At 39.0% G+C, this 25617-nt stretch carries 28 protein-coding genes and 2 pseudogenes; 19 read left to right on the top strand and 11 right to left on the bottom strand.

The window, feature by feature from the left end:
* Positions 1-4 precede the first annotated feature (4 nt).
* Genes DAHG_RS15180 through DAHG_RS15165 form a run of 4 tightly spaced genes read right to left on the bottom strand, consistent with a single transcriptional unit; the run spans position 5 to position 2660 of the window.
* Entirely contained in the window at positions 5-325 is a 321-nt protein-coding gene (locus DAHG_RS15180) for a PTS fructose transporter subunit IIB (protein ID WP_022939198.1), read from the bottom strand.
* Positions 326-336: 11 nt separating this feature from the next.
* Positions 337-1458: a PTS fructose transporter subunit IIC gene (locus DAHG_RS15175; RefSeq protein WP_022939197.1), complete on the bottom strand. Its 1122-nt coding sequence runs from the start codon at positions 1456-1458 to the stop codon at positions 337-339.
* Positions 1459-1460: 2 nt separating this feature from the next.
* Positions 1461-1934 (bottom strand): PTS sugar transporter subunit IIA, encoded by a 474-nt coding sequence (locus DAHG_RS15170; RefSeq protein ID WP_022939196.1) that lies wholly within the window; start codon positions 1932-1934, stop codon positions 1461-1463.
* A 3-nt stretch (positions 1935-1937) separates the two neighbouring features.
* A complete protein-coding gene (locus DAHG_RS15165) occupies positions 1938-2660 on the bottom strand; it encodes a ribulose-phosphate 3-epimerase (RefSeq protein ID WP_022939195.1) in 723 nt (240 codons plus the stop codon).
* 136 nt (positions 2661-2796) lie between these two features.
* Between DAHG_RS15165 and DAHG_RS15160 the strand changes: the two genes are divergently transcribed.
* The 11 genes and pseudogenes from DAHG_RS15160 (at position 2797) to DAHG_RS15105 (ending at position 13654) form a co-directional block, all read left to right on the top strand.
* Complete coding sequence (locus DAHG_RS15160) at positions 2797-4350, top strand: BglG family transcription antiterminator (RefSeq protein WP_022939194.1); 1554 nt, start codon at positions 2797-2799, stop codon at positions 4348-4350.
* Between the two features lie 85 nt (positions 4351-4435).
* Positions 4436-4579 carry a helix-turn-helix transcriptional regulator gene (locus DAHG_RS20985; RefSeq protein ID WP_110370619.1) on the top strand — a complete coding sequence of 48 codons (144 nt, stop codon included), beginning with the start codon at positions 4436-4438 and terminating at the stop codon, positions 4577-4579.
* A gap of 394 nt (positions 4580-4973) precedes the next feature.
* A pseudogene (dfrF, locus tag DAHG_RS15150) lies at positions 4974-5469 on the top strand (trimethoprim-resistant dihydrofolate reductase DfrF).
* Between the two features lie 260 nt (positions 5470-5729).
* Positions 5730-6386 (top strand): annotated as a pseudogene (locus DAHG_RS19900) (phage head-tail adapter protein).
* A gap of 181 nt (positions 6387-6567) precedes the next feature.
* Entirely contained in the window at positions 6568-7098 is a 531-nt protein-coding gene (locus tag DAHG_RS15135; RefSeq protein WP_002303421.1) for a dihydrofolate reductase family protein, read from the top strand.
* 545 nt (positions 7099-7643) lie between these two features.
* Positions 7644-7886 (top strand): DUF3781 domain-containing protein, encoded by a 243-nt coding sequence (locus tag DAHG_RS15130; RefSeq protein ID WP_002587847.1) that lies wholly within the window; start codon positions 7644-7646, stop codon positions 7884-7886.
* A complete protein-coding gene (locus DAHG_RS15125; protein WP_002303261.1) occupies positions 7883-8353 on the top strand; it encodes a GyrI-like domain-containing protein in 471 nt (156 codons plus the stop codon). The genes DAHG_RS15130 and DAHG_RS15125 overlap by 4 nt, the downstream gene beginning before the upstream one ends.
* Positions 8354-8480: 127 nt before the next feature.
* Entirely contained in the window at positions 8481-9695 is a 1215-nt protein-coding gene (locus DAHG_RS15120; protein WP_002323151.1) for an XRE family transcriptional regulator, read from the top strand.
* A gap of 988 nt (positions 9696-10683) precedes the next feature.
* Positions 10684-10893 (top strand): hypothetical protein, encoded by a 210-nt coding sequence (locus DAHG_RS15115; RefSeq protein ID WP_002303258.1) that lies wholly within the window; start codon positions 10684-10686, stop codon positions 10891-10893.
* A gap of 111 nt (positions 10894-11004) precedes the next feature.
* Positions 11005-12618, top strand: coding sequence for a recombinase family protein (locus DAHG_RS15110; RefSeq protein ID WP_002323152.1), 1614 nt, complete (start codon positions 11005-11007; stop codon positions 12616-12618).
* A gap of 58 nt (positions 12619-12676) precedes the next feature.
* Positions 12677-13654, top strand: a complete 978-nt coding sequence (locus tag DAHG_RS15105; protein WP_022939190.1) for a hypothetical protein — start codon at positions 12677-12679, stop codon at positions 13652-13654.
* Positions 13655-13678: 24 nt separating this feature from the next.
* On the opposite strand, the gene DAHG_RS15100 is transcribed toward DAHG_RS15105, so the two are convergent.
* Together DAHG_RS15100 and DAHG_RS15095 are read right to left on the bottom strand one after the other, a co-directional pair.
* Complete coding sequence (locus DAHG_RS15100) at positions 13679-14938, bottom strand: replication-associated recombination protein A (RefSeq protein ID WP_022939189.1); 1260 nt, start codon at positions 14936-14938, stop codon at positions 13679-13681.
* Positions 14939-14958: 20 nt separating this feature from the next.
* On the bottom strand, positions 14959-15507 hold the full coding sequence (locus DAHG_RS15095; protein ID WP_022939188.1) for a manganese efflux pump MntP: 549 nt from the start codon (positions 15505-15507) through the stop codon (positions 14959-14961).
* A 66-nt stretch (positions 15508-15573) separates the two neighbouring features.
* Between DAHG_RS15095 and dtd the strand changes: the two genes are divergently transcribed.
* The 7 genes from dtd (at position 15574) to DAHG_RS15060 (ending at position 20311) form a co-directional block, all read left to right on the top strand.
* Entirely contained in the window at positions 15574-16026 is a 453-nt protein-coding gene (gene dtd / locus DAHG_RS15090; RefSeq protein WP_022939187.1) for a D-aminoacyl-tRNA deacylase, read from the top strand.
* A gap of 8 nt (positions 16027-16034) precedes the next feature.
* Positions 16035-16901 carry a bifunctional 5,10-methylenetetrahydrofolate dehydrogenase/5,10-methenyltetrahydrofolate cyclohydrolase gene (locus DAHG_RS15085; protein ID WP_022939186.1) on the top strand — a complete coding sequence of 289 codons (867 nt, stop codon included), beginning with the start codon at positions 16035-16037 and terminating at the stop codon, positions 16899-16901.
* Entirely contained in the window at positions 16898-17860 is a 963-nt protein-coding gene (locus DAHG_RS15080; protein ID WP_022939185.1) for a nucleoside hydrolase, read from the top strand. Before DAHG_RS15085 ends, DAHG_RS15080 begins: the two co-directional genes overlap by 4 nt.
* Entirely contained in the window at positions 17845-18042 is a 198-nt protein-coding gene (locus tag DAHG_RS15075; RefSeq protein WP_022939184.1) for a DUF951 domain-containing protein, read from the top strand. Before DAHG_RS15080 ends, DAHG_RS15075 begins: the two co-directional genes overlap by 16 nt.
* A 61-nt stretch (positions 18043-18103) precedes the next feature.
* Positions 18104-19207, top strand: a complete 1104-nt coding sequence (ychF, locus tag DAHG_RS15070; protein ID WP_022939183.1) for a redox-regulated ATPase YchF — start codon at positions 18104-18106, stop codon at positions 19205-19207.
* Between the two features lie 47 nt (positions 19208-19254).
* On the top strand, positions 19255-19713 hold the full coding sequence (locus DAHG_RS15065; RefSeq protein WP_022939182.1) for a hypothetical protein: 459 nt from the start codon (positions 19255-19257) through the stop codon (positions 19711-19713).
* Between the two features lie 166 nt (positions 19714-19879).
* Positions 19880-20311 (top strand): Dps family protein, encoded by a 432-nt coding sequence (locus DAHG_RS15060; protein WP_022939181.1) that lies wholly within the window; start codon positions 19880-19882, stop codon positions 20309-20311.
* A 38-nt stretch (positions 20312-20349) separates the two neighbouring features.
* On the opposite strand, the gene DAHG_RS15055 is transcribed toward DAHG_RS15060, so the two are convergent.
* The 5 genes from DAHG_RS15055 to DAHG_RS15035 form a co-directional block, all read right to left on the bottom strand.
* Entirely contained in the window at positions 20350-21786 is a 1437-nt protein-coding gene (locus tag DAHG_RS15055) for a TrkH family potassium uptake protein (protein ID WP_022939180.1), read from the bottom strand.
* Between the two features lie 8 nt (positions 21787-21794).
* On the bottom strand, positions 21795-23150 hold the full coding sequence (gene trkA, locus DAHG_RS15050) for a Trk system potassium transporter TrkA (RefSeq protein ID WP_022939179.1): 1356 nt from the start codon (positions 23148-23150) through the stop codon (positions 21795-21797).
* A gap of 118 nt (positions 23151-23268) precedes the next feature.
* Positions 23269-23901, bottom strand: a complete 633-nt coding sequence (locus tag DAHG_RS15045; protein WP_022939178.1) for an ABC-2 transporter permease — start codon at positions 23899-23901, stop codon at positions 23269-23271.
* On the bottom strand, positions 23898-24743 hold the full coding sequence (locus tag DAHG_RS15040) for an ABC transporter ATP-binding protein (protein WP_022939177.1): 846 nt from the start codon (positions 24741-24743) through the stop codon (positions 23898-23900). Before DAHG_RS15040 ends, DAHG_RS15045 begins: the two co-directional genes overlap by 4 nt.
* Complete coding sequence (locus DAHG_RS15035; protein ID WP_022939176.1) at positions 24743-25120, bottom strand: GntR family transcriptional regulator; 378 nt, start codon at positions 25118-25120, stop codon at positions 24743-24745. The genes DAHG_RS15040 and DAHG_RS15035 overlap by 1 nt, the downstream gene beginning before the upstream one ends.
* 160 nt (positions 25121-25280) lie before the next feature.
* On the opposite strand from DAHG_RS15035, the gene DAHG_RS15030 reads away from it, so the two are divergent.
* Positions 25281-25604: a cyclic-di-AMP receptor gene (locus DAHG_RS15030; RefSeq protein WP_022939175.1), complete on the top strand. Its 324-nt coding sequence runs from the start codon at positions 25281-25283 to the stop codon at positions 25602-25604.
* The last annotated feature ends 13 nt before the right edge of the window (positions 25605-25617 follow it).

Here is a 25617-nt window from a genome sequence, read left to right as displayed (position 1 = left end):
CCTTCTATTTCTGCTGCTGAGCATATACTTCTTCAGCCTTATCCATCAATGCCGGAATATTGCGGATTGCCTTATCAATCGGTACTTTAATAATTGGCTTGCCATTAAAACGGTCAGCATTGGCAACCGCAATGGCATGCGCGAAAATGACAACGTCAGCCGCTTGACATACATCTTTAGATAAACGGTCGGTCATATTATAACCTCCCTGCATTTCAGTAAAGCATTCATGGCCGCGCGCCTCAGCTTCTTTCTTTAGTGCGGCAGCTACCATTTTACTATGAGCAACACCTGCCAGACAGGCAGTGACAACAACTAATTTCATAACGTTCCTCCTTATAGAACAGACATCATTTCATCTTCGGCATCTGGATCAAAGTCTTTGCGTTTCCAGAAAGTCTTCAATAGGATGATTAATACACAAGTAACTGTCGTACCAGCAACAATCGAGAGAATATAGGCTGGAATATTGCCGACAAAGAACCAAGACGGCAGACCCATCGCCGGTACAGATAATGTTTGGCCAAAGAAACCGCCGATCGTTGAAGCTGTTACAACACCACAGAAGCTGGCAATGGTACAGCGGATAATATCGTTTAATACAATTGGCAATGCTAATTCAGTATAACCGCCGATAAAAGTCAGCAGGATTCCTGATTTTGAATATTCACGTTCACTCTTTGTAAATAAGCGAGGCTTGATCATACTGGCAATCATCAGACCTAAAGGCGGCACCATGATCGCGGAAATGCGGGCACCATAGAAAGTCGTAATTCCTTCAGAGAAGGCAGCACCGGCAATAGTAGAAGCAATTTTAGATATCGGGCCGCCGTAATCAATACCATCAAGCACACCCATGATAGCACCCAATACAGCACCCTGTGAAGAATCAAGATTAGACAGACCTGCGGCAGCCCATGAAGTAAATGCTGAAATCGGGCCAGTCAATACAGCCAGCAGGAATACACCAACAATCAGACAGGCAATTACCGGCGCAAACATTGACCAAATCTGTTGGAACATTTTACTTGGACGAATTGCTTTCACAAGGAATAAGGTCAGATAACCAACCATAAAGCCAGAAATCAATGCGCCTAAATAACCGGAACCATTTGAATTTGCAATGTAGGAGCAGACAAAGCCAGGCGCCAGACCCGGTTTATCGGCAATCGAGTAGGCAATATAAGCACCAAAGAATGGTACGAAGAAATTCATACCCACACTTCCTAAGGTTGTACACATATTGAAGAACTCAACATCAGGGAAGACCCGAATCAAAATACCAAGAGCTTTGAGAATACCACCCAACATGATAAAGGGCAGCATGTAGGAAATACCGGTTCTCATATGTGAGAACGGATCTTTAAACATATCTTTCAGACTTTCTTTTTGGGTTTCATTAGAACCGCCGACTTCAACTTCAAAATCCAGGTCTAAATCATTATTATTTACAGCCATTTTTAATTCTCCTTTTCTATCCCGTTTAATAGATTAATAAATTCATCGGCAGATTTCAGATCAGCCAGCGCTGCTCGGAAATCATCCTCAATGGTAAGTGTCGCAATCTTTGAAAGAATTGCCATATGCTCATTATTTTCACCCGTGTGATTATCACCGCTGACTGCAATCAGGAAAAGATAACGCACAGGTGTTTCACCATCACCGTCCCAGTCAAAACACTGCTTATTTTTTAAGAAGCATAATGAAGAAGAAAGTACGGTGCTGGTAATACCGTGCGGGATGGCAATTTCCATGGTACAATAAGTAGAACATAAATCCTCACGTTCACGGACTGCCTGTTTAAAATCATCAATATTTTTAATTTTGCCTGCCTGTGCCAAACGCTCACACAATGCATCGATACATTCCTCCTTGGAATTAAACTCCGTATCGATCATGACAAGCTTTTCATTAGTTACATCAGTTAATTTCATAATTTACTCCAATCCATAACGCTTAACGGCATCATCAATCGCTACTCGGCACTTTCTTACGCCGGCGCTGATTCCTTCAGGATCTTCATAAAGCGCCGTTGAGAAGATTAATACATCTGGGTTACAGGCCACAATCGGATCAAGATTATGCGGCCGGATACCGCCATCAACCGCTAATTCACAAGCGGGGTTGCATTCATCGATCATTTTGCGAGCCTTTTTCACAAGCTGCAGAGCACTGCGGCGCCAAGCCCAAGTAGTTTCACCCGCAGGCGGAGTTCCAGCTCCGTGAATCACGATATGCAGACGATCAATATCATAGATGGCTTCATCCACAAAACACAGCGGTGTATAACAGCCAATGGTTAACCCAACCTTCATATTGAATTCATGACACCAGTTAATAATATAGGCAAGCGGTGCTCCAAGAAAATTCTCCGCCGGTATAATCAGCATCGTACAGCCGGCATTGGCAATTTTTTCAATAAAGAGCCGGTCACATTCCTTTGCATATAAATGACATTCTATTTCTTTATCGGTAATACTGCGAACTGCTTTGATAATCAGATGTCCCCCAATCAGCTGTTGATTTTTTAAATCAATCATGTCAGCGGCATCCGCGTGACAGATATCGGCTCCGGCATCTAATGCTTCTTTCATATTGCGGTTAACGTAACCAAAATCGAAAGAGTCAGCCATTCCGGCTGCAATTTTAATGTGTTTCATACCAACCCTCCATTTGTAATAGCGCTATCTACATTTTTAATTTACAATGACTGAAAACGCTTTACAAGGAAATATATGTACAAAACCTTGCACTAGCTCAAGTGAAATTGTAGACTTAAAGAAAGAGAGGGATCTTATGGAACAGCTGTTAACGTTAAAAATATTTAAAATCTTATGTGAAAGCAATGAATATATTACATCTCAAGCCCTTGCGGATAAGTTAATGATATCGAGCCGCAGTGTTAAAACTTATATGGGGCAAGTAAAACGCATTTGTGAAGAAAAGCAGTGCGAGCTTTTATGTGTTCGGGGTAAGGGATATTTTATTAATGAAGTAGCTGAGAAAAAACTATCGATTGGATCAATGATTATCTATGAAGAAAAAGAAGAGCCTTCCAAGGATGAAAAGCTCTATTTTCTGTTATATTTGCTGATGGTCAAACAAAGTGAACTGTATATTTCTGATTTAGAAGTTTACTTTCATATTTCCCGTTCTTCGATTAAACCAATTATTGAAGCTGCGAAAGCTTGGCTGAATGTATATCACATCGATCTGTTAGTATCACGCAAAAACGGACTGAAGATTTATTATGGGGAGAAACGGCTCCGGCTGGCAATTGCGCATCTGATTGCGGAGTCAATGAATGCTGCGGATGATCAATGTCCGCTGGATCTTACCCAAATCCTTAAAGCGTATACTGATCGTATCCCTTTTGATGATGTGAAACAATTCATCACGCAAATTGTTAAGCAATATGATTTATTTATATCTAAGTATGATCGGAATTTCTTGAGAATCTTCATTTTAGTGGCAATTGTGCGGATCAGTGAAAGTCATTTTGTAACGATGACTGAGAATAAACTGAAATTAATTAATACAGCTGAAATGAAGCCATATCTTAATTATATGAACACGCTGGCTGAGGATTTATTCAAAATCACATTGCCGCAGGATGAGCGAATCTATCTTTTTGTTCTTCTGCTATCGGTAGCAACTACAAATCATGAACATGTTGATAAAATTACCGTGCCATTATTAAAGATGCCTGAATCTTGCATCGATGAAGTGACGCACTGTCTGAAACAGCACTTTGCTTTAAATGAAAGTTCTCTAAATGAATTCAAGAATGATTATAATTCATTGATCATGCGGGAAGCAATCTACAATGTCCGTGATAATAACCCGACACGCGATGATTATTACGCCCTCTCACATTTGAACTTTTATGTCATTAAAGAAGTTGCCAAGGAAATTTTAGCTGTTTCAATGAATTACTATAAGATTACTTATACAAACCGTTTTATCCATAATCTGACTTATATCATTGATTACTGTATTGAAAAGAACAAAGTCAGTCTGCGTACAGTCGTAATTCATGACTGCAATAGTTTTGAATATAAAACGCTATTTTCTATCTTGCTGAAAAAGATACCCTGCATCAGTATCTTGAAAATCATTCCTTATCAAGTTGAGGGCAATGATGATTTGCGTGATTATGATTTGATTCTCACGACGGTGCCGATGCAAACAACCAGTGATCATTTGCTGACAATCTCCAAGCTACCAAGGGAAAAGGAACTGGCGTTTATCAATGGCAGGATTTTAGAAATTTATGAACGGGAGAATTTCAAACGGATCGTCAAAGATTTTAAGAAATATACAGGCAAGCCATTTAACTTTGAAAGCTGATTCTGTAATTGATTGATAAATTCTTTTATTTATAGAGCGAAAGACTAGGCTTTTTCAGTTACAATGAAGGTAGAAGGAGGGATCAATGATGGAGAAGCTGAACGAACGTTTACTCTATTTGCGTAAAAATGCCAACCTGACTCAGCAGCAGCTGGCGGATAAGCTGCATATTTCAAATAAAACAATCAGTCAATGGGAAACTGGTGTTTCCCAAACAAAAAGATATTAAGAAACAGCCCATGTTTACCTGCTTGCAAACAAAAGAATATTGCTACTAGACTAAGAGATACTACATAAGTGTGTTGGTATCTCTTTTTTGTTGCCGTGAAACAGCAGACTATTTCATTTCTGCTTGATTACCTTAAAACTTATTAGTCTATGGTTTGTCAAGGGCTTGTTGCGTGAGAAATGCTGAATATCACCCTTTACAAAACATAGGCTGATAAGTAACTTTTCAAAAGCAGAAAAGAAATGGCAATGCTTATAACAATATGATATAATGCAGATGAAGACAAAAAAGGAATTTGTCGAGCTGGTTAGTTCGAGATAATTTTGAGTTTGTTAAGATGTGGTGCACTTGATGGAATCACAGGTACGACATCATATTATGGAGGATGAAATAGATGATAGGTTTGATTGTTGCGAGGTCAAAGAATAATGTTATAGGCAAGAATGGTAATATACCATGGAAAATAAAGGGAGAACAAAAGCAATTTAGAGAGTTAACAACGGGTAATGTGGTTATTATGGGGCGAAAGTCTTATGAAGAAATCGGTCATCCGTTGCCTAATAGAATGAATATTGTTGTTTCCACCACAACAGAGTATCAAGGAGATAATTTAGTTTCAGTTAAATCATTAGAAGATGCATTATTATTGGCTAAAGGACGAGATGTATACATATCTGGTGGATATGGACTATTTAAGGAAGCTTTGCAAATAGTAGATAAAATGTATATCACAGAAGTAGATTTAAATATTGAAGATGGAGATACATTCTTTCCAGAATTTGATATCAATGATTTTGAAGTTTTGATAGGGGAAACACTTGGTGAGGAAGTGAAATATACGAGAACATTTTATGTAAGGAAAAAATGAATTGAGTAAATTTTGGATTTAGGGTGTTTTCATAAATATATTGCTTTTTATGCATATATAAATTGTTGTAAGACAAATTCCAGTTGAACCAAATCGCTGCGCGATGGCCTGCCAAGGCTGTGGCGCAGCGATTTGGTTCAATTGGTAAAAATCGGTGTGCAGTCCAGAGGAATGGGCAGATACATTCTAAATGTAGTCTGCTTTTTCCTCTGTCCTGACGCCGATTGTTTACGAAATAATTTGTATGGGGCGATAAAATCAGAATTTGAGAGAGTATTGAATATGAATAAGGAATGGTCTGAACTTAATAAAACAATGCAGGCACAAATAAAAAAGAAAGATACTTATAAGAGGGGTATTGATACTTTACTTACTTTACGAAGTCAGTTAATACAAACCTTAGTATCTTTCAAAGAAGAATTATGCTGAGAAGATTTTAACTCAATCCCCTTCATAAACGCTGATGGTTATCATAGTAAGACGATTGCTTATTCTATTTGGCATATTTTCCGCATTGAAGATATAGTTGTGCATACAGTGATAAATGAAGATGAACAAGTATTTTTTGCAGGCAATTATCAAGAGCGTATCAATTCACCTATCATTACAACAGGAAATGAACTCATGAAACAGCAGATTGCAGACTTTTCAAAACAGCTTAATCTGGAAGAATTATATTTATATATTTTCGAAGTATGGGAAAGCACTGAGAAAATGCTTGAACGGTTATCTTATGATGAATTGAAAAGAAAAATACCGAAAGAAAGAAAAGGATACTTAGAATCGTTGAATGTAGTAAACGACAATGAAAAAGCAATTTGGCTGATTGATTATTGGTGTAATAAAGATATTTGTGGACTAATTCAAATGCCGTTTTCAAGACATTGGATTATGCACACAGAAGCCTGTTTGCGTATAAAGAACAAGATACATTCATAGGCAAAAATTTCAGTTTGTAGAACTAAGGAAATTGGAATTTAAGGAGGAATAAAGTATGGTTAGTGATTTTATAAGAGCAGCATTTCCATGGATTTTAATGGGTTTATTTGTAGCAATCAGTTGTTCCCTTATGAGTAAAAAAGAGAAATAAATTCCTGTTTGTATTTATAAAAGAGAAAAAATGAGAAAAGTAGTTTTATTTATTGCCATGAGCCTTGACGGATATATTGCGGACGGTAATGGTGGAGTAGCTTGGCTAAATGGTCATGGAAATGACAATGAAAACATCGACACTTATACAGAATTTACCAAAGATATAGATACTGTCTTAATGGGGTGGAATACTTCTCATCAGGTTGTTACTGAACTTTCTCCGCAAGAATGGGTATATAATAAATTTACAACTTATGTATTAACACATAAAGAGTGCAATTCTTCCCAACAAATTCATTTTACAAGTGAAAATCCTGTTTTATTATTGGAACGGCTAAAACAAGAAGCAGGAAAGGATATTTGGATTTGTGGCGGAGCAAATCTTGTTCAGCAGTTGGTAAGCAAAAATATGATTGATAAATATTACATTTCTGTTATTCCTACTCTGTTAGGAAATGGGGTTCGTCTTTTGGGCAACATAGACAGGGAAATAAAGTTAAGGCTTTGTAAAACACAGACTTATAACGGAATAACCGATTTGATTTATATGCGTAGATAACTAGAGAGAAACAGAAAAGCTGTTAAACCGACGGAGCGATCCGACCACGTTGGCGGGAAAATCCTTAAGATTTTTCCGCCATGCTTGCAAGGGGGCGGTTCGCTTCGGCGGTTCGGCGAGCTTGCGAGCCGTTCAAAGCCCCCGTTATCTAACAAGGGGGGCACAAAAAACAAGAAACACTATACACTAACAAGCGGAAAACGCTGTATTTATAAGGCAAAACCCCATTTTTACAGTAGTGATATAAATTGTACCTATATCACTATGAAAATTGAATAGTAAATATGAGAAAGACAGTTGATTTCAAAAAATAAGAAATTGATTGTCGTTTTCTTTTGCAGAAATTTAAGTGCAGGCAATTATGGTAGTTGTCGTAATTGCTGTCAGCTCAGTGTTTATCACTGATGGTGTGAAAGATTTACGGTTGGAGATGTTCAATAAGATTATTGGTGCTTAATTATTTTTATTGTAGTGCTGATATGAGAATGTTATAATTGGGGTATAAAACATACAAATAAATTTGCTGAAAAATGAGGTATCAAAATATGGAAAATGAATTACTGGAAAACTTAGGAAGACTTCACACAACTGAACTTGGCGTTATTAGAATTAAAAAGAACTTATCTTTGAATGTAGAAAATGTAATTGAATGGTGCAAAGAAAAAATTAGCCTTTCTAATGCGGAAATCACAAGAAAAGGAAAAAACTGGTATATAACGATTGATAATTGTATTATAACGGTAAATGCGTACAGTTATACCGTTATCACTTCTCACAAGGTAAAATGATAAATTTTTCTATAAAGGAATTAAACGCATTTGCAGTTATTGGGCAGGAAGTAGAACTGACTAATTATCAAAAAAAGAATATTCAGATTAGTACACAGTTTTGGAGAAAGTTTAACAGTAGTTTGAAAAAAGCGTATCTTTCACAATCAGGAAATTGGGTAAAATATGCTTTTATGGAAAGAAGAAATGGAAAACTTTATTATTTCTGTTCTATTCCCCAAAGAACCATTACCCCAGAGGGCTTTCTGTATAAAGAAATACCGTCTTATAAATATTTGGTTGTGGAGCATATTGGTGCTATGGATAAAATATATGAAACTTATGGCAAGATTTATGAAGAAATTATTCCTAGTACATCGTATATTCCTATAAAAGATATTATCCTACACTTTGAAAAATACGATTATCGTTTTCATTGGAATAGTGATAATTCAGTTATTGAAATTTGGATACCTATTCAAGATTAGAAGCAATTTTATATCCATACACACAAAGCAGTTAGTCTTAGGATTGACTGCTTTTTCTATACAGATTTTTAATGACAGGCAATTATCAATTATGGTAGTTGCCTTTTTTGATTGGAGGAATTGAAGAATGAATGATAAAAACTTTATTGAAGAACTAAGACAAAAGCGTGAGGAATACGGAGTAACACAAACAAGGCTTGCTGTTGCCTGTGGTATCAGCCGTGAATATTACAACCGCATTGAAAAAGGAAAACAGCCATTGAATGACGAATTAAGAGAAATCATAGAAAAACAGATTGAGCGTTTCAATCCGCAAGAACCACTATTCTTATTGATTGATTACTTTCGTGTCCGCTTTCCTACTACGGACGCATTGGCGATTATCCGTGATGTATTACAACTGAAATCTAATTACATGCTTTATGAAGATTATGGAAAATACGGATATGAAAGCAAATATGTACTTGGCGACATCAATATCATGTGTTCCATGCAGGAGCATTTAGGTGTTTTATTGGAACTGAAAGGCAAAGGCTGTCGGCAAATGGAATGTTATCTACTGGCACAGGAACGCTCATGGTATGACTTCATGCTGGATTGTATGACGGCTGGTGGTGTGATGAAACGGCTTGATTTGGCTATCAATGATAAAGCAGGAATATTGGATATTCCAAAGTTAAAGGAAAAATACAAGGCTGGCGAATGTATCTCCTACTTCCGTATGCAGAAAGATTACAGCGGTACAGAAAAATGCGGTAGCGATTTACCAAAGAATACAGGAGAAACCTTATATCTCGGTTCAACAAGTAGCGAATTATATATGTGTGCTTATCAGAAAAATTATGAGCAGTATGTCAAGAATGGCACAGAAATTGAAGATACGGAGATTAAGAACCGTTTTGAAATACGCATGAAGAACGAACGAGCCTATTATGCGGTTGTAGATTTACTGACCTATCGGGACGCTGAACGCACCGCTTTTTCTATCATCAATCATTATGTCCGCTTTGTTGACAGAGAGGACGACAAGCCAAAAAGTCAATGGATAACAAATGATGATTGGGCATGGTTTGTAGGGGAAAACAGAGAGCCGATACGCTTAACCACAAAGCCAGAGCCTTACACTTTACAAAAAGCGTTGCATTGGCTACAAAGACAAGTCGCACCAACCATAAAAATGGTACAGGCATTAGACAGAGAAAATCGTACAACGATACTGAAAGATATGATTGAGCAGGCAGAACTAAAAGACAAGCATAAACATTTATTACAATTAGAGAAATCAACCATAGAAGAACGTATAGATACCGCTGTTCCACAAGAGAATGACGGTATTTTTTAATGTAATTGAAAAATTTCAGATTTAGTCAGCAAAGAGCTGTTTTCATTCCCTATGTGAAGTGAAAGAAGAAAAATAAATTTTTTATTAAATCTGCAACAAAATGGCTACTTGCGTACAGATATGGTGCGAGAAAAGGAAATCTAAACTTTTTTTGAAAATAGGTCATTAAATCGGGGCTTGCTGTCCCTATATGAAGTGAAAGAAGAAAAAAGTTTTGAAAAAATGACGGAAATTCGTGATTAGTGGACAGTCTTCTGTGAAAAGAGGAAAAACATCATCATTTTGTATTCAAACAGGCATTAGCAGTTGAGTGTTGATGTGAAAAGATGAAAATACTTTGTTCTCAACTTAACAATTTAAGGTTTCCGTTCCCTATATGGTGCAAAGAAAATATTTCATTCTATTGTTGGCAGTAACGGTATGGTTTGGGTAGTTAGGGTGTGAAAAGGAAAATATTCTTTTTTCATCATCAACTTAGCAAAATGACATTTTCTATCCCTATATGGTGCATGAAAAGAAGTTAAAATTTTTCCATTTAAACTTAGCAAATGGACGTTTGCTGTACAGATAGTAGTGAAAAAGGAGAAAATCAACCGTTGATTGCCAAAATGAACCGTTCCATTTGTACTAATAATGGAAAAAGTTTTGGATTTTGGTTACGTTTCTCCTCTTTTCCAACGCGATATATAGGAAAGACGATTTTTTTCTTTCAATCGTTCTTTGACAACTGAATAAAGTAATTCAATACGTTTGACAGACAGCTAGCCGTTGAAACAAATACGCCACGACCTTTCCCCTGCAAGAGCGAGCGAAAACCTATTTGTGTTCTTGTAAAAGATTTGTCCTCTTTTATCGCCATGACCTGTACTGTCAGATAATGATACTCCCGTACAGCCACAGCTTGAGCATTAAGAGCGTCGCACGCAATGGGTACGGCTACATAAGAACTATGCAGAGGTGGAACTCCTGTGGGCTATGACAAAAGCCGTTGAATTGCTTAGAAAGATTTTACAGAAAGGGGGTATGTGTTATTGATAATGCTGTAAAAACAATTCAAAAGAAAAATGGCAAGTGTGGCATTGGCAACAGAGGAAAGACAAAGATTGTAGTAAAAGAGCATTTTTCCGAAAAGGGCAAAACAATGGAAGAACTTCTAACTGATGTCATGCTGGAAAAAGCAAAGCAGACAATCGCATAAAATCGGTGCAGTTGTAAGAAATAGATTGAATGACAAAAAGTACCCGTGTTATACTTTACTTGCAAGCAGGTATTGTAAACACGGGTTAGTTATAAAGGAGGATAACTGACAATGAAACAACAGATTTACAATACTGCACTTTATCTTAGGTTAAGCCGAGATGATGAATTACAGGGCGAAAGTTCCAGCATTACCACACAGAGAAGTATGTTGCGTTTATATGCAAAAGAACATCATTTGAATGTCATTGATGAATATATTGATGACGGCTGGTCGGGAACAAATTTTGACAGACCGAGTTTTCAAAGAATGATTGAGGATATAGAGGCAGGAAAAATCAACTGTGTTGTAACGAAAGACCTTTCCCGTCTTGGCAGAAATTATATTATGACAGGACAATATACAGAATTGTATTTCCCTAGTCATAATGTCCGCTACATAGCGATTGATGACGGTGTAGACAGCGAAAAAGGCGAAAGTGAGATTGCACCATTTAAGAACATCATCAATGAATGGGTGGCAAGAGATACAAGCCGTAAAGTCAAATCAGCATTTAAGACAAAGTTTGCGGAGGGGGCTCATTACGGTGCTTATGCTCCGTTAGGATATAAGAAACACCCTGACATCAAAGGAAAACTGTTGGTTGATGATGAAACAAAATGGATTATTGAAAAAATCTTTTCCCTAGCCTATCAAGGTTACGGAAGTGCAAAAATCACAAAGCAGTTAAGAGCAGAAAAAGTTCCGACAGCGTCATGGCTAAATTTTACAAGATACGGTACTTTTGCACATATCTTTGAGGGAAAACCCGAAAGTAAGCGTTATGAGTGGACGATTGCTCATGTCAAGGCGATATTGAAAAGTGAGGTTTATATCGGAAACAGTGTTCACAATATGCAGTCTACGGTATCGTTCAAGAGCAAAAAGAAAGTGCGTAAGCCCGAAAGTGAATGGTTTCGAGTAGAAAACACTCACGAGCCGATTATTGACAAGGAAGTGTTCTATCGTGTGCAGGAGCAGATAAAATCAAGACGCAGACAGACAAAGGAAAAGGCAACGCCGATTTTTGCAGGGCTTGTCAAGTGTGCGGATTGTGGTTGGTCTATGAGATTTGGAACGAATAAGACAAATAAAACGCCTTACAGTTATTATGCTTGCAGTTACTACGGGCAGTTTGGCAAAGGTAATTGTTCTATGCACTACATTCGTTATGATGTGCTGTATCAAGCCGTATTGGAACGCTTGCAGTATTGGGCTAAGGCAGTACAGCAGGACGAAGAAAAGGTATTGAACAAGATACAGAAAGCTGGCAATGCAGAGAGAATACGGGAAAAGAAGAAAAAGGCAAGTACATTGAAGAAAGCCGAGAACAGACAAAATGAGATTGACCGTTTATTTGCGAAAATGTATGAAGATAGAGCCTGTGAGAAGATAACAGAGCGAAATTTTGTGATGTTGTCCAGCAAGTACCAAAAAGAACAGATAGAACTGGAACAGCAGATAACAAGCCTAAGAGAAGAACTAAGTAAAATGGAACAGGATATGATAGGTGCTGAAAAGTGGATTGAGTTAATCAAGGAATATTCCGTACCAAAGGAACTGACAGCACCATTATTAAATGCCATGATAGAAAAAATCCTCATACATGAAGCAACAACGAATGAGGATAACGAAAGAATACAGGAAATTGAGATATATTACCGATTTATTGGAAAAGTTGAGTAATCAACAAGAGTAATATTTTTAACTAAGGGAAACCGGCAGAACATTGCCGGATATTGTAATGCTGGTAAGACTTGCTGAAATATATGATATGAAGCTTGATGAACTGCTGAATCAAAAGAATCAAAACGCAATCCCAAATGAAATAATGACGAAGACGCTATTAATGGGAAATTATAAGGATTACTTGCTGTTTGCTTATTGTCTGCTTATTGGCGGAACACTGCTGTTTTATGGCATTTATTTCTATCTTCATCATTTCTCCATACCCTATGCGATAAAATTAATTTTCGATTTATTTGCCTTGGTTATAGCTCTGCGGATTTATCAGCGCTCACAAGCCTATCAGATCAGCCGTAAACAGGCATCAACTGGTTTATTTAATGTATGTTCTCTATGGGTGATAACACAGCTGTTAGTCATGCCGTGCGCCAATTTACTGCTTCAAAAGCTGACAGCTCATGACACGGTTTCCTATGTATATCTAACATTCAGCGATTATATACGATGGCTGCCGATTCTAGTTACGATCAGTATGTTTGTTTTACTGTTAATGAATACTGTGCAAATCAGTATAAGCAAACAAACGATCAAGCATTCGATGACCCAACTGCTTATCATCTTTACAGTAATACTTGGCGGCAGTTTTGGACTGTATCGGGCAGCAGTTAATCACGTAGATACGATTACATTTGACACTCAGCAAAGCTATGATACTTTTAAAGATCAATATCAATGGCTGCTTTATGTCTATGATTTAGATATTGCCTATTCAAATGATTTAAAGGTCATTGACCCAACCGGTTTAGATAAGGCAATTGAATCAATCGATCGTTTGATTGAATACCGCGGCATAATTGGCTTTAATGATGAAGCGCGAAGCGTGTATAAAAAAGATCCGGTGACTAAAAGCCAACAGGGACAGCCTCTGATTTCGACAATATTGCTGCTGCTTGACGGCTTGAGTATCGTTTGGTTTTATAAAATCAAACGCAGGGATTCTGAATTGGAAAGTGAACAGGCTATAGGCGTAAAGTAAAAAGATGGCTGTACTGTGCCATCTTTATTTTTTCTTTAATAGATCCAGCCGATTCGAACGCGGCTGCTTTTTCAGCTTTTCATAATTATTTGCCAGTGTTTGTTCATAGGTACCAGATAACTGTGGATGATAAAACTGCATACCGGCAATTTTATCCGGCAGATATTGTATTCTATTCCAAAGATCTGGCCGATCATAAGGATATTTTTTATCAGCTGCCAAATTTACCGGTGTGAATTTCAGGTAATCAGGGACTGGCAATGGCTGCCGCTCTAATTCAGACATTACCTGATCGATAGCGGCTTCTGCCGATTTAGATTTTGGTGATAAGCATAAATCGATAATAGCGACACTCAACGGTATCCTTCCTTCAGGGAAACCCACTCGCTTAGCGGCATCAATGGCGTTAATCACTCTTGCTACCGCCGCGGGATTGCCTAATCCGATATCCTCATAAGCAATCACCAATAACCGCCGCTCAATCGAATCCATGTCACCAGCCATAATTAACCGGCCAAGATAATAGAGAGCAGCATCAACATCACTGCCGCGGATCGCCTTTTGAAAGGCGCTGACAGCATCGTAATGGCCATCGTCTCCCTTATCGAAACCCATGTTGGGGAATTGGCTGTATTGTCCAACTAAAGCTTCATTAATCTCGCCGGTTTCACACGCCAGCGCGCAGATTTCAAGAATATTCAGCGCATAGCGGATATCGCCATTGGCATGACGGGCAATAATTGTTAATGCCGGATCAGTGATAGTAACGGAGTCATTAAGCCCTTTAGGTGAATGAATGGCATTCATCAAAGCGGCGCTGATATCCTCTGCGGTATTTGATTTTATCTCAAAAAGATGGGTGCGTGAGCGGATTGCCGGATTGATTGCAAATAATGGATTGGAAGTCGTAGCGCCAATCAGCGTGATCAATCCATTTTCAACATGCGGCAGCAGCAGATCCTGTTTATCTTTGTTTAAGCGATGAACCTCATCGATAATAACAACCAGACCCGGTGAGAATTTAGCTTCATTGAAAATAATTTCCAGCTCTTTCTTATTACCGGTAACGGCATTAAATAATCGATAAGGCAGCTGTAATTCATTGGCGAGCACCATCGCCAGCGTTGTTTTGCCGCAGCCCGGCGGCCCATAAAAAATCATTGAAAAAAGACGCTTCTGTTCAATGCAGCGTCGAATTACTCCATTTTTACCTAAAAGATGCTGCTGACCGACAATTTCATCAATGGTTGTTGGCCGCATGCGAAAAGCTAAAGGTTCGTTCATTAGGATCACCTGAACTTATTTTACCCCAAACTGCTGATTTGGTCGATAATAATTTTTATACCGATAAAAATCAGCAATAAACCGCCAAACATCGTTGCCTTATTCTTTAAGATTTTATTCAATTTCTTCCCTAATATAGCACCTGCGAAGCAGAGGCAGAAGGTAACGGCCATTATATAGAGGATAGCAATGATAATGTCAACTTCTAAAAAGGCAAGACTTAAACCGGCAGCCATCGCGTCAAGACTGGTGGCAACGGCAAGCACAAGAATATTTTTAATATCCAGACAGTCATCGGGTTCCTCATGGCTGCGGATCATTTGGATGCCTAAAAAGGTTAAAATTAAGAATGAGAGCAAGTGGGATACAGCTGTCAGTCTTTCATCAAAAATACAGCCAAACATAAAGCCTAAAAAGGGCATCAAGCCTTGAAAGAATGCGAAAAAGAACGCAATTTTAAACGCGTTAGGCAATAAGTATCGCCGGATAACCATGCCCTTGGCAATTGATACCGCAAAGGCATCCATCGCTAAAGCCAGACCCAGTAATAATAAATCAAAAGAAGACATAGGTTCACCCTTTCAAACTGTTGGTTAAATCATGTATAATAGAACTGAACTTAAGGAGGACATAAGATGCGGGTACTTCTGCAGAGAGTTACGCATGCCAGCTGTACGGTTGATCATCAATGCAATGGTCAGATAGAAAAGGGTTATTTGGCATTAGTTGGCATAACTCATGAAGATAATATAGATATCATTGAGAAAATGGCTTTGAAAGTCATCAATTTACGGGTGTTCAGCGATGCGGATGATAAGATGAATTTATCTTTAAAGGATATAGGCGGCAGTGTGCTGTCTGTCTCACAGTTCACATTATATGCAGACTGCCGTAAGGGAAGACGTCCGGGATTTGAAAAAAGCGCCAAGCCGGATCAGGCACAGCCGCTTTATGAAGCATTTAATGAGGCGCTGCGGCATGAAGGAATTAATGTCGCAATTGGTATATTTGGTGCTGATATGAAAATTGAACTATTAAATGATGGTCCAGTTACCATTATGCTGGACAGTGATGAAGTTATCAGGTAGGAGGCAGCATGGAAGAAAAATTAATTTATGGCAAACCAATTGCCGATCGTACTAATATGGAAACTAAAGCTTTTATCGATGAAATGAAAAAGCAGGGAAAACGGTGTCCAAAGGTAAATGTTGTATTGGCCAATGATTCACCGGCTTCACTTTCCTATATTTCAGGGTTTGAAAAATTGTGCGCCAGTGTCGGTATGGCATATACCTTAACCGTTTTAAAGGAAAGTGTTTCGCAGCAGGAGCTGAATGATGTGCTGGATACGATCAGCCATGATGATGAAACCGATGGTATTTTATTACAGATGCCGCTGCCTAAGCAGATTAATGCCGATGAAGCGATTCTGCATATTGATCCTAACAAGGATTTGGATGGATTTCATCCGATGAATGTGGGTAAGCTATGGATGAATCAGCCGGCATTTGTACCATGTACCGCTGAAAGTGTAATGGCCTTTATTGAGGCGAGCGGCATTGATTTAAAGGGCAAGCATGTGGTTGTATTGGGCCGCAGCAATGTGGTTGGCAAACCAGTGGCAGAATTATGTCTGGCCGCGCATGCGACGGTAACGATCTGTCATTCCAGAACTGCGGATATTGAGAAAGAAGCCTCAAGGGCTGATGTGCTGATTGCGGCAATCGGCAAGGCGCGTTTAATCAAATCAGATTGGATCAAACCCGGTGCGGTAGTTATCGATGTAGGTGTCAATCGTGATGAAAATGGTAAATTATGCGGCGATGTTGATTTTGATGATGTAATTGATAAGGTAGGTAAAATCTCACCTGTACCGAAGGGTGTCGGTGTAGTAACCAATGCGATGCTGCTGCATAGTGCAATTACCGCTTATAAAATGAAAGAGATGGGGAAAAACATATGAAACTGATTTTAGATTTAGATACTGGCATTGATGATGCAATGGCAATAGCTTATGCCTGTGCGCATCCTGATGCGGAATTGATTGGGATAACGACAACCTTCGGGAATGTGAAAGTTGAGGATGCAACCCGCAATTCATTAACCATTCTTGATTATTTGGGTCATCCTGAGATTGAGGTGTTTGAAGGAGCGGCCGCGCCAATCGGTTCAGACAGCTATACACCAGAAGGCGGCAGTGTAGTTTTTCATGGTGTAAACGGTCTGGGTGAAGTAGATTTTAAGTTTTCTAAGCGGGTTAAGAGTGAAAAAACAGCGGTAGAATTCATCAGTGAGGCGATTGAAATATACGGTCAAGAGCTGACATTAGTGCCTACCGGTCCGCTGACAAATCTGGCGGAGCTGCTGAGCAAACGCAAAGATTTAATTGGCAAGTTTAGGGTTGTGCTGATGGGCGGCGCATTAACGGTACCCGGCAACACGAATCTATTTGCGGAAGCGAATATCTACGCAGACCCACAGGCAGCTAAGCAAGCTTTTGAAAGCTCACAGCCAATCACGATGGTCGGGCTTGATGTTACCTTGAAAACACTGCTGACTAAAGCTGATACCGCACAATTCAGAAAATTGAGCCAAGCAGGCAGCCTGTTTGCGGATATGATTGATTACTATATCGATGCCTATTTGAAATATGATAACCTGAACGGCTGTGCTCTGCATGATCCTTTGGCGGTCGGCATAGCGATTGAACCAACGCTGGCTAAGGTGCATCAAATGCATTTAACGGTTGAAACTGAAGGCCCATCAGCAGGCAGAACGATTGGCAATCATCAAAAAGTAAATGCTCCTGATCCAAATGTAAAGGTATGTTTGGATGTAGATGCGAAAGCATATATGATAACCTTTATGGAATTACTGTCATCGGCACTGACAAAAGGAGAGGACTCATGGAATACGATTTAAACGATATTGTTGAGATGAAAAAAGAACACCCGTGTCATAAAAGCAAGCAATGGAAGATTATCCGCATGGGTGCCGATATCCGAATTAAATGCTTAGGATGTGGGACTAGTATCCTTTTCCCACGCTCAGAATTTGAGAAAAAGCTGAAAAAAGTTGTCGAACATGCGAAAGACAGCGAATGATAGCTTGTATCTGCGCATAAAAAAATGTAAACTATAATGGTAATTGAGAGAGGATGATTTTATGCCGTTAACAGCGGGGATTGTTGGTCTTCCAAATGTCGGAAAATCAACATTGTTTAATGCGATTACTAAAAGTCAGGTAGAAGCGGCCAATTATCCGTTTGCGACAATCCAGCCAAATGTCGGTGTGGTTGAAGTACCGGATGCGAGAATTGATCGCTTAGTAGAATTATTTAAACCTAAAAAAACGATTTATACAACATTTGAATTCACGGATATTGCCGGTTTGGTAAAAGGCGCGAGCAAGGGTGAAGGACTAGGCAATCAGTTCCTGTCCAATATCCGTCTATGTGATGCGATCTGTCACGTTGTCCGCTGCTTTGAGGATGCTGACATCACTCATGTTGAGGGCAGCGTTGATCCAATCCGTGATATTGAAATCATTAATCTGGAATTGGTAATGGCCGATCTGCAGACGGTCGAAAACCGTATTGGCAAAATAGAACGTAAGGCGACAATGGCTAAAGAAAAAGATGCGATTGTAGAATATAATATCTTAAAAAAGATAAAAGAAGTCTTACTGGAAGGCAAGCCTGCCCGCAGTCTTGATCTGGATAAGGATGAAACATTGCTGGTTAAGAATTTCGCGTTGCTGACGTTGAAGCCGATGATCTATGTAGCTAATATGTCTGAAGAAGAAATCGGTGATCCTGAGAATAATGAAAATTATCAAAAGGTGAAAGCTTACGCGGAAGCTGAAAATAATTTGGTTATTCCTATCAGTGCCAAGATTGAGGAAGAATTATCTGAAATGGATAAGGAAGATAAGGATATGTTCCTTCAGGATCTGGGGATCAGTGAGAGCGGCTTGGATAAGGTTATCAAGGCGGCTTATAACATTCTTGGTTTATGCACCTTCCTGACGGCCGGTGAAGACGAATGCCGTGCGTGGACTTTCCATAAGGGAATGACTGCTCCGGAATGTGCCGGTGTGATCCATACGGATTTTCAGCGTGGTTTTATTAAGGCTGAAGTATACAGCTTTGAGGATATTGACAAGTATGGCAGTGAACAGGCTGTTAAAGAGGCTGGCAGGCTGCGTATTGAAGGTAAGGAATATATCGCTCAGGATGGCGATGTAATGCATTTCAGATTTAATGTATAAAAAAGTTAGAAAGCAAGCGTGTCTTGCTTTTTTTCGAGGAGACAGCTATGCGTAATTTTATCGAAGCATTAACGAGTGAAAGTAAAAACCCGGCACTGCCGGAAACATTGAATTATTTTGGCAAGCTGATCGGCAGCTGGCAAATTGATTATGTAGAATGTGATAATTCCCGTGCAATCAAGGGTGAATGGCATTTCACATGGGCACTTGAGGGCATGGCTGTACAGGATGTAATCATTCTGCCGGGTTATGAATACGGTACATCACTGCGGATTTATAATCCCAATACATGCGCTTGGGATGTTGCCTATGGCTACACTGGCAAAATATTCCGGCTTGAAGCAAAAAAACAAGAGGATATGATTGTACTCACCAATATTGATGATGAAAATAGAAAGTGGATTTTCACGGATATCGATGATCATCAATTTCACTGGCTGAATGTTACCGTAAAAGAAAATGAATGGCATATCAATGCGAAAATAGACGGACAGAGGGTTCGATAAGCAATCTTTAATTCCACTTCTGAAGTCTGCTGATGATGTTTCTTATAAATAAAATAAAACGATTAAATTTATGAGCAAATGAATTGTCAGCTTGATGATTATGGTGTTTAATATAGACATAAAGTTAAACAAGGTTAACTTTAACCATAGAGGAGGAACTAAATATATGGAAAACAAATTAAATAAATTATTAGCAGACTTAGTCGTTGAATATCATAAGCTACAGAATTTTCACTGGTATGTGAAAGGTAAAGATTTCTTTGCCGCTCATGCTAAGCTGGAAGAATTCTATGACTATATCAACGAGGCAGTTGATGAGGTTGCTGAAAATATTCTGATGGTTGGCGGCAGCCCTAAGGCAAGCCTGAAGGCTTACTTGGAACTCGCAGAAATCAAAGAGGCAGATGAAGATCACAAGAAGGTTAAAGATATTTATAAAGATGTGCTTGCTGATTTCAGTTATCTGCTGGCGAGTGTAAAGGATATTAAAGCCGCTGCCGATGAAGAAAGCAATTATCTGATTTCTTCATTGATGGATGAATACATCAAACAATTCAGTAAATCTATTTGGATGATTCGTCAAGTCGTTGAAGATTAAATAATAAAAAGCATTGTTCTTAGTTTGAACAATGCTTTTTATTTACGCCATGAGCTAGGTACGATCAGCAGCAGCAATGGGAATAATTCAAGCCTGCCTGCCAGCATATCAAAAATCATGACTAGCTTGGACAGGGCATTGAAATCGCCGAAATGGCCGGTAGGTCCTACTAACTGAAGACCGGGACCGACATTGTTTAAGGTAGCGGCTACGGCTGTAAAATTAGTGATTAAATCAAAATTATTCAGACAGATCAGAATCAGCGAGACGATAAAGATCAGCATGTAGGCCGCAAAATATGTATTGATTGAACGCAGGACACCGTGTTCGACGGGTTTGCCTTCAAAGCGTATAACTTTTATGCTGCGCGGATGAATGATTTGTTGGATTTCTTTTTTCATCGTTTTAAATAGGATGAGAAACCGCGACACTTTAATACCGCCGCCGGTACTTCCCGCACAGGCGCCAATAAACATCAAGGCTACCAGCAGCCCCTTGGAAAATTCAGGCCACTGGTCAAAATTAGTGGTGGAAAAACCGGTGGTTGTAATGATGGAGGCTACCTGAAAGGCAACATGTTTAAGTGCCTGTGCAAAGGTTTCAAACATCGGCCGCACATTCCAGACAATCAATGCGGTTACCGCGGCAATGATGCCTAAATAATAACGCGCCTCTTCGCTCTTTAACGCCTGTTTCGGCTTTTTAAAAAGCAATAGGAAATAGACATTAAAATTAATTCCAAATAAAATCATGAAAAGGGTTGTGATTACCTGCACATTGGATGAAAAGCTTGCCAAACTGTCTGCTTTATGACCAAAGCCGCCGGTACCGGCAGTGCCAAAGCTGATAATCAAGGAATCAAATAGCGGCAGTCCGTTAAGCATTAACAGGCAGATCTGCAGCAGTGTCAGAAAAATATAGATACCGTACAAAATTATTGCGGTTGACTGAATTTTAGGTACAAGCTTACTTACCGAAGGACCGGGACTCTCCGCCCGCATCAGATTCAGATTATAAGCGCCTGATAATGGCAGAATCGCGAGAATGAAGACTAACACACCCATGCCGCCGATCCAGTGTGTAAAGCTGCGCCAAAACAAGCTCGTCTGTGACAGCAGTTCGACATTCGGCAGAATACTGGCGCCGGTTGTAGTAAAACCAGACACGGTTTCAAATAAAGCGTCCACAAAATTGGAAATTTCACCGCTGATTATGAATGGTAAAGCTCCGAACAAACTAAGAACGATCCAGCTTAAGGCAACGGTAAGAAAGCCTTCACGCGTATAAAGCTTTAAGCTTTTTGGCTTTTTTAGAATCAATAAGCCGCCGCATAAAAAACAGATTAAAGAAACAATCAGATAAGCCAAACCAACTTGCTCATGATAAATGACACCGACAATACAAGGAAGTAATAAAAAGCAACCCTCAAAGCAGACGACACTGCCGAGTATGTAACGTATAATTTTATAATTCATAAAGAACCCTAACGCAGAATATCACAGATATCTTTTAAACCGCTGTTCGTCGTAACAACGATCACCTGATCGCCAACCATGATCATATCCTGACCGCGCGGAGTGATTGTTTTTCCCTTGCGGATGATTGAACAAATCAGCAGATTGCTTTTCAGTGATAATTTATCAAAGGTTTTGCCGATGATTGGGGAATCTTTCTTGATATTGAAAGCGAGGGCTTCCACCTTGTCATTGACAATTCGGTACAATGTTTCGATATTGCTGCCCATTGAATTCTGCATCGCTCTTACATACTGCAGGATATATTCAGCAGTGATATTTTTAGGACATATGATACTGCCGAGGTTTAGATGGGCAATGATTTCTGTAAAGGAAATTCGGTTGATCTTTGTCACGATTTTTGCTTTAGAGCATGAAGCAACATAAAGTGATAATAAAATGTTTTCCTCATCAACATCAGTTAATGAGACAAAACATTCCGCGTACTCGATGCCTTCTTCCTGCAGCAGTGTTTCATTCGTACCGTCACCTTGAATGATAACGGCATCAGGCAATAAGATACTCAGTTCTTCACAGCGTGCTCTGTCCCGCTCAACAATTTTCACATGCAGGCCAAGCCCTAATAGCTGTTTAGCTAAATGATAAGCGATTTTACCGCCGCCAACAATCATACAATGCTTAATGCTTGTCGTTTTAATGCCGATTTTCTTAAAAAAGTTATAGGTCTGTTTGGGTGAAGCGACAAAAGAAATCGTATCTAATTCCTGTAATACAAAATTACCATCGGGAATGATTACCGCATCCTCACGTTCAACCGCACAGATTAATACATCACAGCGCAGCTTTTCCACCAGCTCAAAAATATGCAGCTGATGCAGTACACTATCTTTAGGAATCTGTATTTTAAGCAATTCGACCCGGCCACGGGCAAAGGTGTCAATTTCAATTGCCGAAGGAAAAAGCACTAGTCTGCCGATTTCTCTGGCTGCCGCCATTTCAGGATTAATAATCATTGAAATGCCTAATTCATTACGCAAAAAGGCAGTTTCATTATCATAGATTGGATTGCGGACACGCGCAATTGTTTTACAGTTTCCAGCCTTTTTGGCGATCAGACAGGAAAGCAGATTGATTTCATCTGAATCAGTAACCGCGATAAATAAATCCGCGTCTTCAATGCCGGCTTCACTTTGTACACTATAACTGATGCCATTGCCGACAATACCGATCACATCATAGGAAGAAGATGCTTTTTCTAAAGCAGTACGGTTAACATCGATCAATGTAATATCATGGCCTTCTCGATTAAGCTGTTCAGCTAATGTGGAACCCACTTTTCCACAGCCTGCGATGATTGTTTTCATATCCTACCTCTTGTATGCATTTTATCTGATTGAACTATAACACAATTCAGGCTGAAACTTCAAGCCGGGCCAAGCTAATCCGGATGAAATAAAAACAAACCGGACATGCCCGGCTTGTTTAAAATTCTTTATGCTGGTAAATCTTGGCTGCCATCAGATAAGAGAGCAGCAGAGCAGCAATGCCCAGTATCGGCATGATCGTACAAAACAGCATGATCGTACTTTCTGATATGACAGGCATTGGAACATTACTTTGAGTGATAAGGGCTGTGAAAATACTAGGCAGAATAAAGATGAGAATCAAAGCGATTCTGGCCTTATCAGGGCCAAACTTATAATTCAATACCAGAATCAGTGAGATCAGAATCATGATAAGTCCAAAAAGCACACTGTATGAAGGTATGAGCAGATAGACTTCACTGAAATTCTGCATAATAACCGCTGTAAATAAATAGCTTAACAATGAGGCTGCGAAAAACAGTAATGATAAAATAATCGTTACAAAATAGCGGGCAATAACAATTTCACTGCGTTTCATCGGCATGGTACATGCATAACAATCCCAATTAGATAATTTATCATAGGAGAAAGTCACATAGGCTGCCATGATTGAAATTGGCATTACCATCATCGCACCGCTTAACGGTGATCCGCTGCTTAAACCTAAAAACAGAAATAAAGCAAAAATTAATAAGAGTGATTTACCATAGCTTTTTAAAGTTATGAGATCCTTCAGTATTAATCCCTTCATGCCAGCTCATCTCCTTTCACATAGAAAACCATTAAATCATCAATCGATATCGGATCACAAACCGCTTCCGGATATGCCTGATGAATTTCTTGACGATTATCAATCAGATATTCACAGCCAAAGGTATTCCGCATTAGACGCAGCTTATGAGCATCTTTTAAGATTTCTTCATTTTGGGTTTTTAATACACCATAATTATCCTTTAATTCATCCTTATCCTTTTCAAAAAGAATTTTTCCCTTATGGATAAAGATAATGCGGTCAGCAATCTTCTCAAGATCACTGGTAATGTGTGAAGAAAAGAATATTGAATGATCTTCATCTTGTATAAAATCAAGAAAAATATCGAGAATATCATTGCGGCTGATCGGATCAAGTCCACTGGTTGCCTCATCAAGAATCAAAAGCTTAGGGTGATGCGCAAGGGCGGCTGCGATGCTGACCTTCATCTTCATCCCCTTTGATAATTGCTTCATAGCTTGGTTGATCGGCAGCTCCCAATCGGTACAATATTGATAAAACAGCTGTGAATCCCAATGCTTATAAGTATTTTTTAGAATAAGATCGATATCTTTGGCACTTAAACCCTCATAAAAGAAGTTCTGATCAAAGACAACACCTATTTCTTCTTTTATTTCATTGCTGATGGGTTTGCCAAACAATTTAATTTCTCCCTGATTAATCATGATACAGTTTAAGATACTTTTAATCGTAGTCGTTTTGCCGGCACCATTTTCACCTATAAAGCCGACAATGCAGCCAGCTGGTACAGTAAAGCTGACATTGCTTAGCTGAAATTGTTCATATTTTTTATTTATATGATTTACTTCAATGTGGTTCATTATGAAACCTCCTCGTAGCATAAATCTAATATTTCAATTAATTCCTGTTTGCTGATATTGGCGGTTTGGGCAGTATTTACAGCCTTTTGCATCATTTCTTCAATTTGGCGGTATAGCTCTTCACGAACTATTTCTTTATTTTTGAGTGAAACAAAGCTGCCGCGGCCTGCCTGTGTTGTTATAAAACCGCTTTTTTCTAATTCTTCATAAGCTCTTTTTGTCGTTATGACACTGATTCTAAGTTCTTTCGCAAGAAAGCGAATGGAAGGTAATGCTTCACCTTCTTTTAATTCATTGTTTAAGATAGCCGTTTTGATCTGTGCACAAATCTGTTCATAAATCGGCTTCTCACTTGAATTGCTGATATATATTTGCATCGATTCAACCTCACTGTTCATATATGACATATACAGTATATACACGCATACACAGTTTTGTCAAGTTCTCTTAAGTGACAAATCATTCATTTGTATTTGAGATATGAACGTGTTAAAATAATCATAAGATAAAGAGTACTCAAAGAAGGAGGAAGAATCTATGAAATTAATTATTGCTATCATGTCAAATGATGACAGCCCAGCTGTTTCATCTGCATTAACCAAAGAGAATTATTCGGTAACTCGTTTAGCGACAACCGGCGGTTTCCTGCGCGCAGGCAATACAACGCTGTTGGTCGGCTGTGAAGATGACCGAGTGGATCACGCTATTGAAGTAATCGGTGAGTATAGCCGCCGCCGTACAGAAATCGTACCTTCTACCGCGTCTTATGATATCGGCCGTTATGCTTCTTTCCCTGTTGAAGTGCAGGTTGGCGGCGCTACGATCTTCGTCGTTGATGTAGAAAAATTTATTAAGTTATAGTATCAGAGAAGCC

It is taken from the genome of Dielma fastidiosa (genome assembly GCF_000313565.1).
GTDB classification, from domain to species: domain Bacteria; phylum Bacillota_I; class Bacilli_A; order Erysipelotrichales; family Erysipelotrichaceae; genus Dielma; species Dielma fastidiosa.
This window is presented reverse-complemented; position numbering and strand designations above follow the sequence as displayed.

Bases quoted from the DNA above. Each gene is read 5' to 3' on its own strand.
- DAHG_RS15180 (WP_022939198.1), bottom strand. From the start codon at position 325: ATGAAATTAGTTGTTGTCACTGCCTGTCTGGCAGGTGTTGCTCATAGT.
- DAHG_RS15175 (WP_022939197.1), bottom strand. From the start codon at position 1,458: ATGGCTGTAAATAATAATGATTTAGACCTGGATTTTGAAGTTGAAGTC.
- DAHG_RS15170 (WP_022939196.1), bottom strand. From the start codon at position 1,934: ATGAAATTAACTGATGTAACTAATGAAAAGCTTGTCATGATCGATACG.
- DAHG_RS15165 (WP_022939195.1), bottom strand. From the start codon at position 2,660: ATGAAACACATTAAAATTGCAGCCGGAATGGCTGACTCTTTCGATTTT.
- DAHG_RS15160 (WP_022939194.1), top strand. From the start codon at position 2,797: ATGGAACAGCTGTTAACGTTAAAAATATTTAAAATCTTATGTGAAAGC.
- DAHG_RS20985 (WP_110370619.1), top strand. From the start codon at position 4,436: ATGATGGAGAAGCTGAACGAACGTTTACTCTATTTGCGTAAAAATGCC.
- DAHG_RS15135 (WP_002303421.1), top strand. From the start codon at position 6,568: ATGAGAAAAGTAGTTTTATTTATTGCCATGAGCCTTGACGGATATATT.
- DAHG_RS15130 (WP_002587847.1), top strand. From the start codon at position 7,644: ATGGAAAATGAATTACTGGAAAACTTAGGAAGACTTCACACAACTGAA.
- DAHG_RS15125 (WP_002303261.1), top strand. From the start codon at position 7,883: ATGATAAATTTTTCTATAAAGGAATTAAACGCATTTGCAGTTATTGGG.
- DAHG_RS15120 (WP_002323151.1), top strand. From the start codon at position 8,481: ATGAATGATAAAAACTTTATTGAAGAACTAAGACAAAAGCGTGAGGAA.
- DAHG_RS15110 (WP_002323152.1), top strand. From the start codon at position 11,005: ATGAAACAACAGATTTACAATACTGCACTTTATCTTAGGTTAAGCCGA.
- DAHG_RS15105 (WP_022939190.1), top strand. From the start codon at position 12,677: ATGCTGGTAAGACTTGCTGAAATATATGATATGAAGCTTGATGAACTG.
- DAHG_RS15100 (WP_022939189.1), bottom strand. From the start codon at position 14,938: ATGAACGAACCTTTAGCTTTTCGCATGCGGCCAACAACCATTGATGAA.
- DAHG_RS15095 (WP_022939188.1), bottom strand. From the start codon at position 15,507: ATGTCTTCTTTTGATTTATTATTACTGGGTCTGGCTTTAGCGATGGAT.
- dtd (WP_022939187.1), top strand. From the start codon at position 15,574: ATGCGGGTACTTCTGCAGAGAGTTACGCATGCCAGCTGTACGGTTGAT.
- DAHG_RS15085 (WP_022939186.1), top strand. From the start codon at position 16,035: ATGGAAGAAAAATTAATTTATGGCAAACCAATTGCCGATCGTACTAAT.
- DAHG_RS15080 (WP_022939185.1), top strand. From the start codon at position 16,898: ATGAAACTGATTTTAGATTTAGATACTGGCATTGATGATGCAATGGCA.
- DAHG_RS15075 (WP_022939184.1), top strand. From the start codon at position 17,845: ATGGAATACGATTTAAACGATATTGTTGAGATGAAAAAAGAACACCCG.
- ychF (WP_022939183.1), top strand. From the start codon at position 18,104: ATGCCGTTAACAGCGGGGATTGTTGGTCTTCCAAATGTCGGAAAATCA.
- DAHG_RS15065 (WP_022939182.1), top strand. From the start codon at position 19,255: ATGCGTAATTTTATCGAAGCATTAACGAGTGAAAGTAAAAACCCGGCA.
- DAHG_RS15060 (WP_022939181.1), top strand. From the start codon at position 19,880: ATGGAAAACAAATTAAATAAATTATTAGCAGACTTAGTCGTTGAATAT.
- DAHG_RS15055 (WP_022939180.1), bottom strand. From the start codon at position 21,786: ATGAATTATAAAATTATACGTTACATACTCGGCAGTGTCGTCTGCTTT.
- trkA (WP_022939179.1), bottom strand. From the start codon at position 23,150: ATGAAAACAATCATCGCAGGCTGTGGAAAAGTGGGTTCCACATTAGCT.
- DAHG_RS15045 (WP_022939178.1), bottom strand. From the start codon at position 23,901: ATGAAGGGATTAATACTGAAGGATCTCATAACTTTAAAAAGCTATGGT.
- DAHG_RS15040 (WP_022939177.1), bottom strand. From the start codon at position 24,743: ATGAACCACATTGAAGTAAATCATATAAATAAAAAATATGAACAATTT.
- DAHG_RS15035 (WP_022939176.1), bottom strand. From the start codon at position 25,120: ATGCAAATATATATCAGCAATTCAAGTGAGAAGCCGATTTATGAACAG.
- DAHG_RS15030 (WP_022939175.1), top strand. From the start codon at position 25,281: ATGAAATTAATTATTGCTATCATGTCAAATGATGACAGCCCAGCTGTT.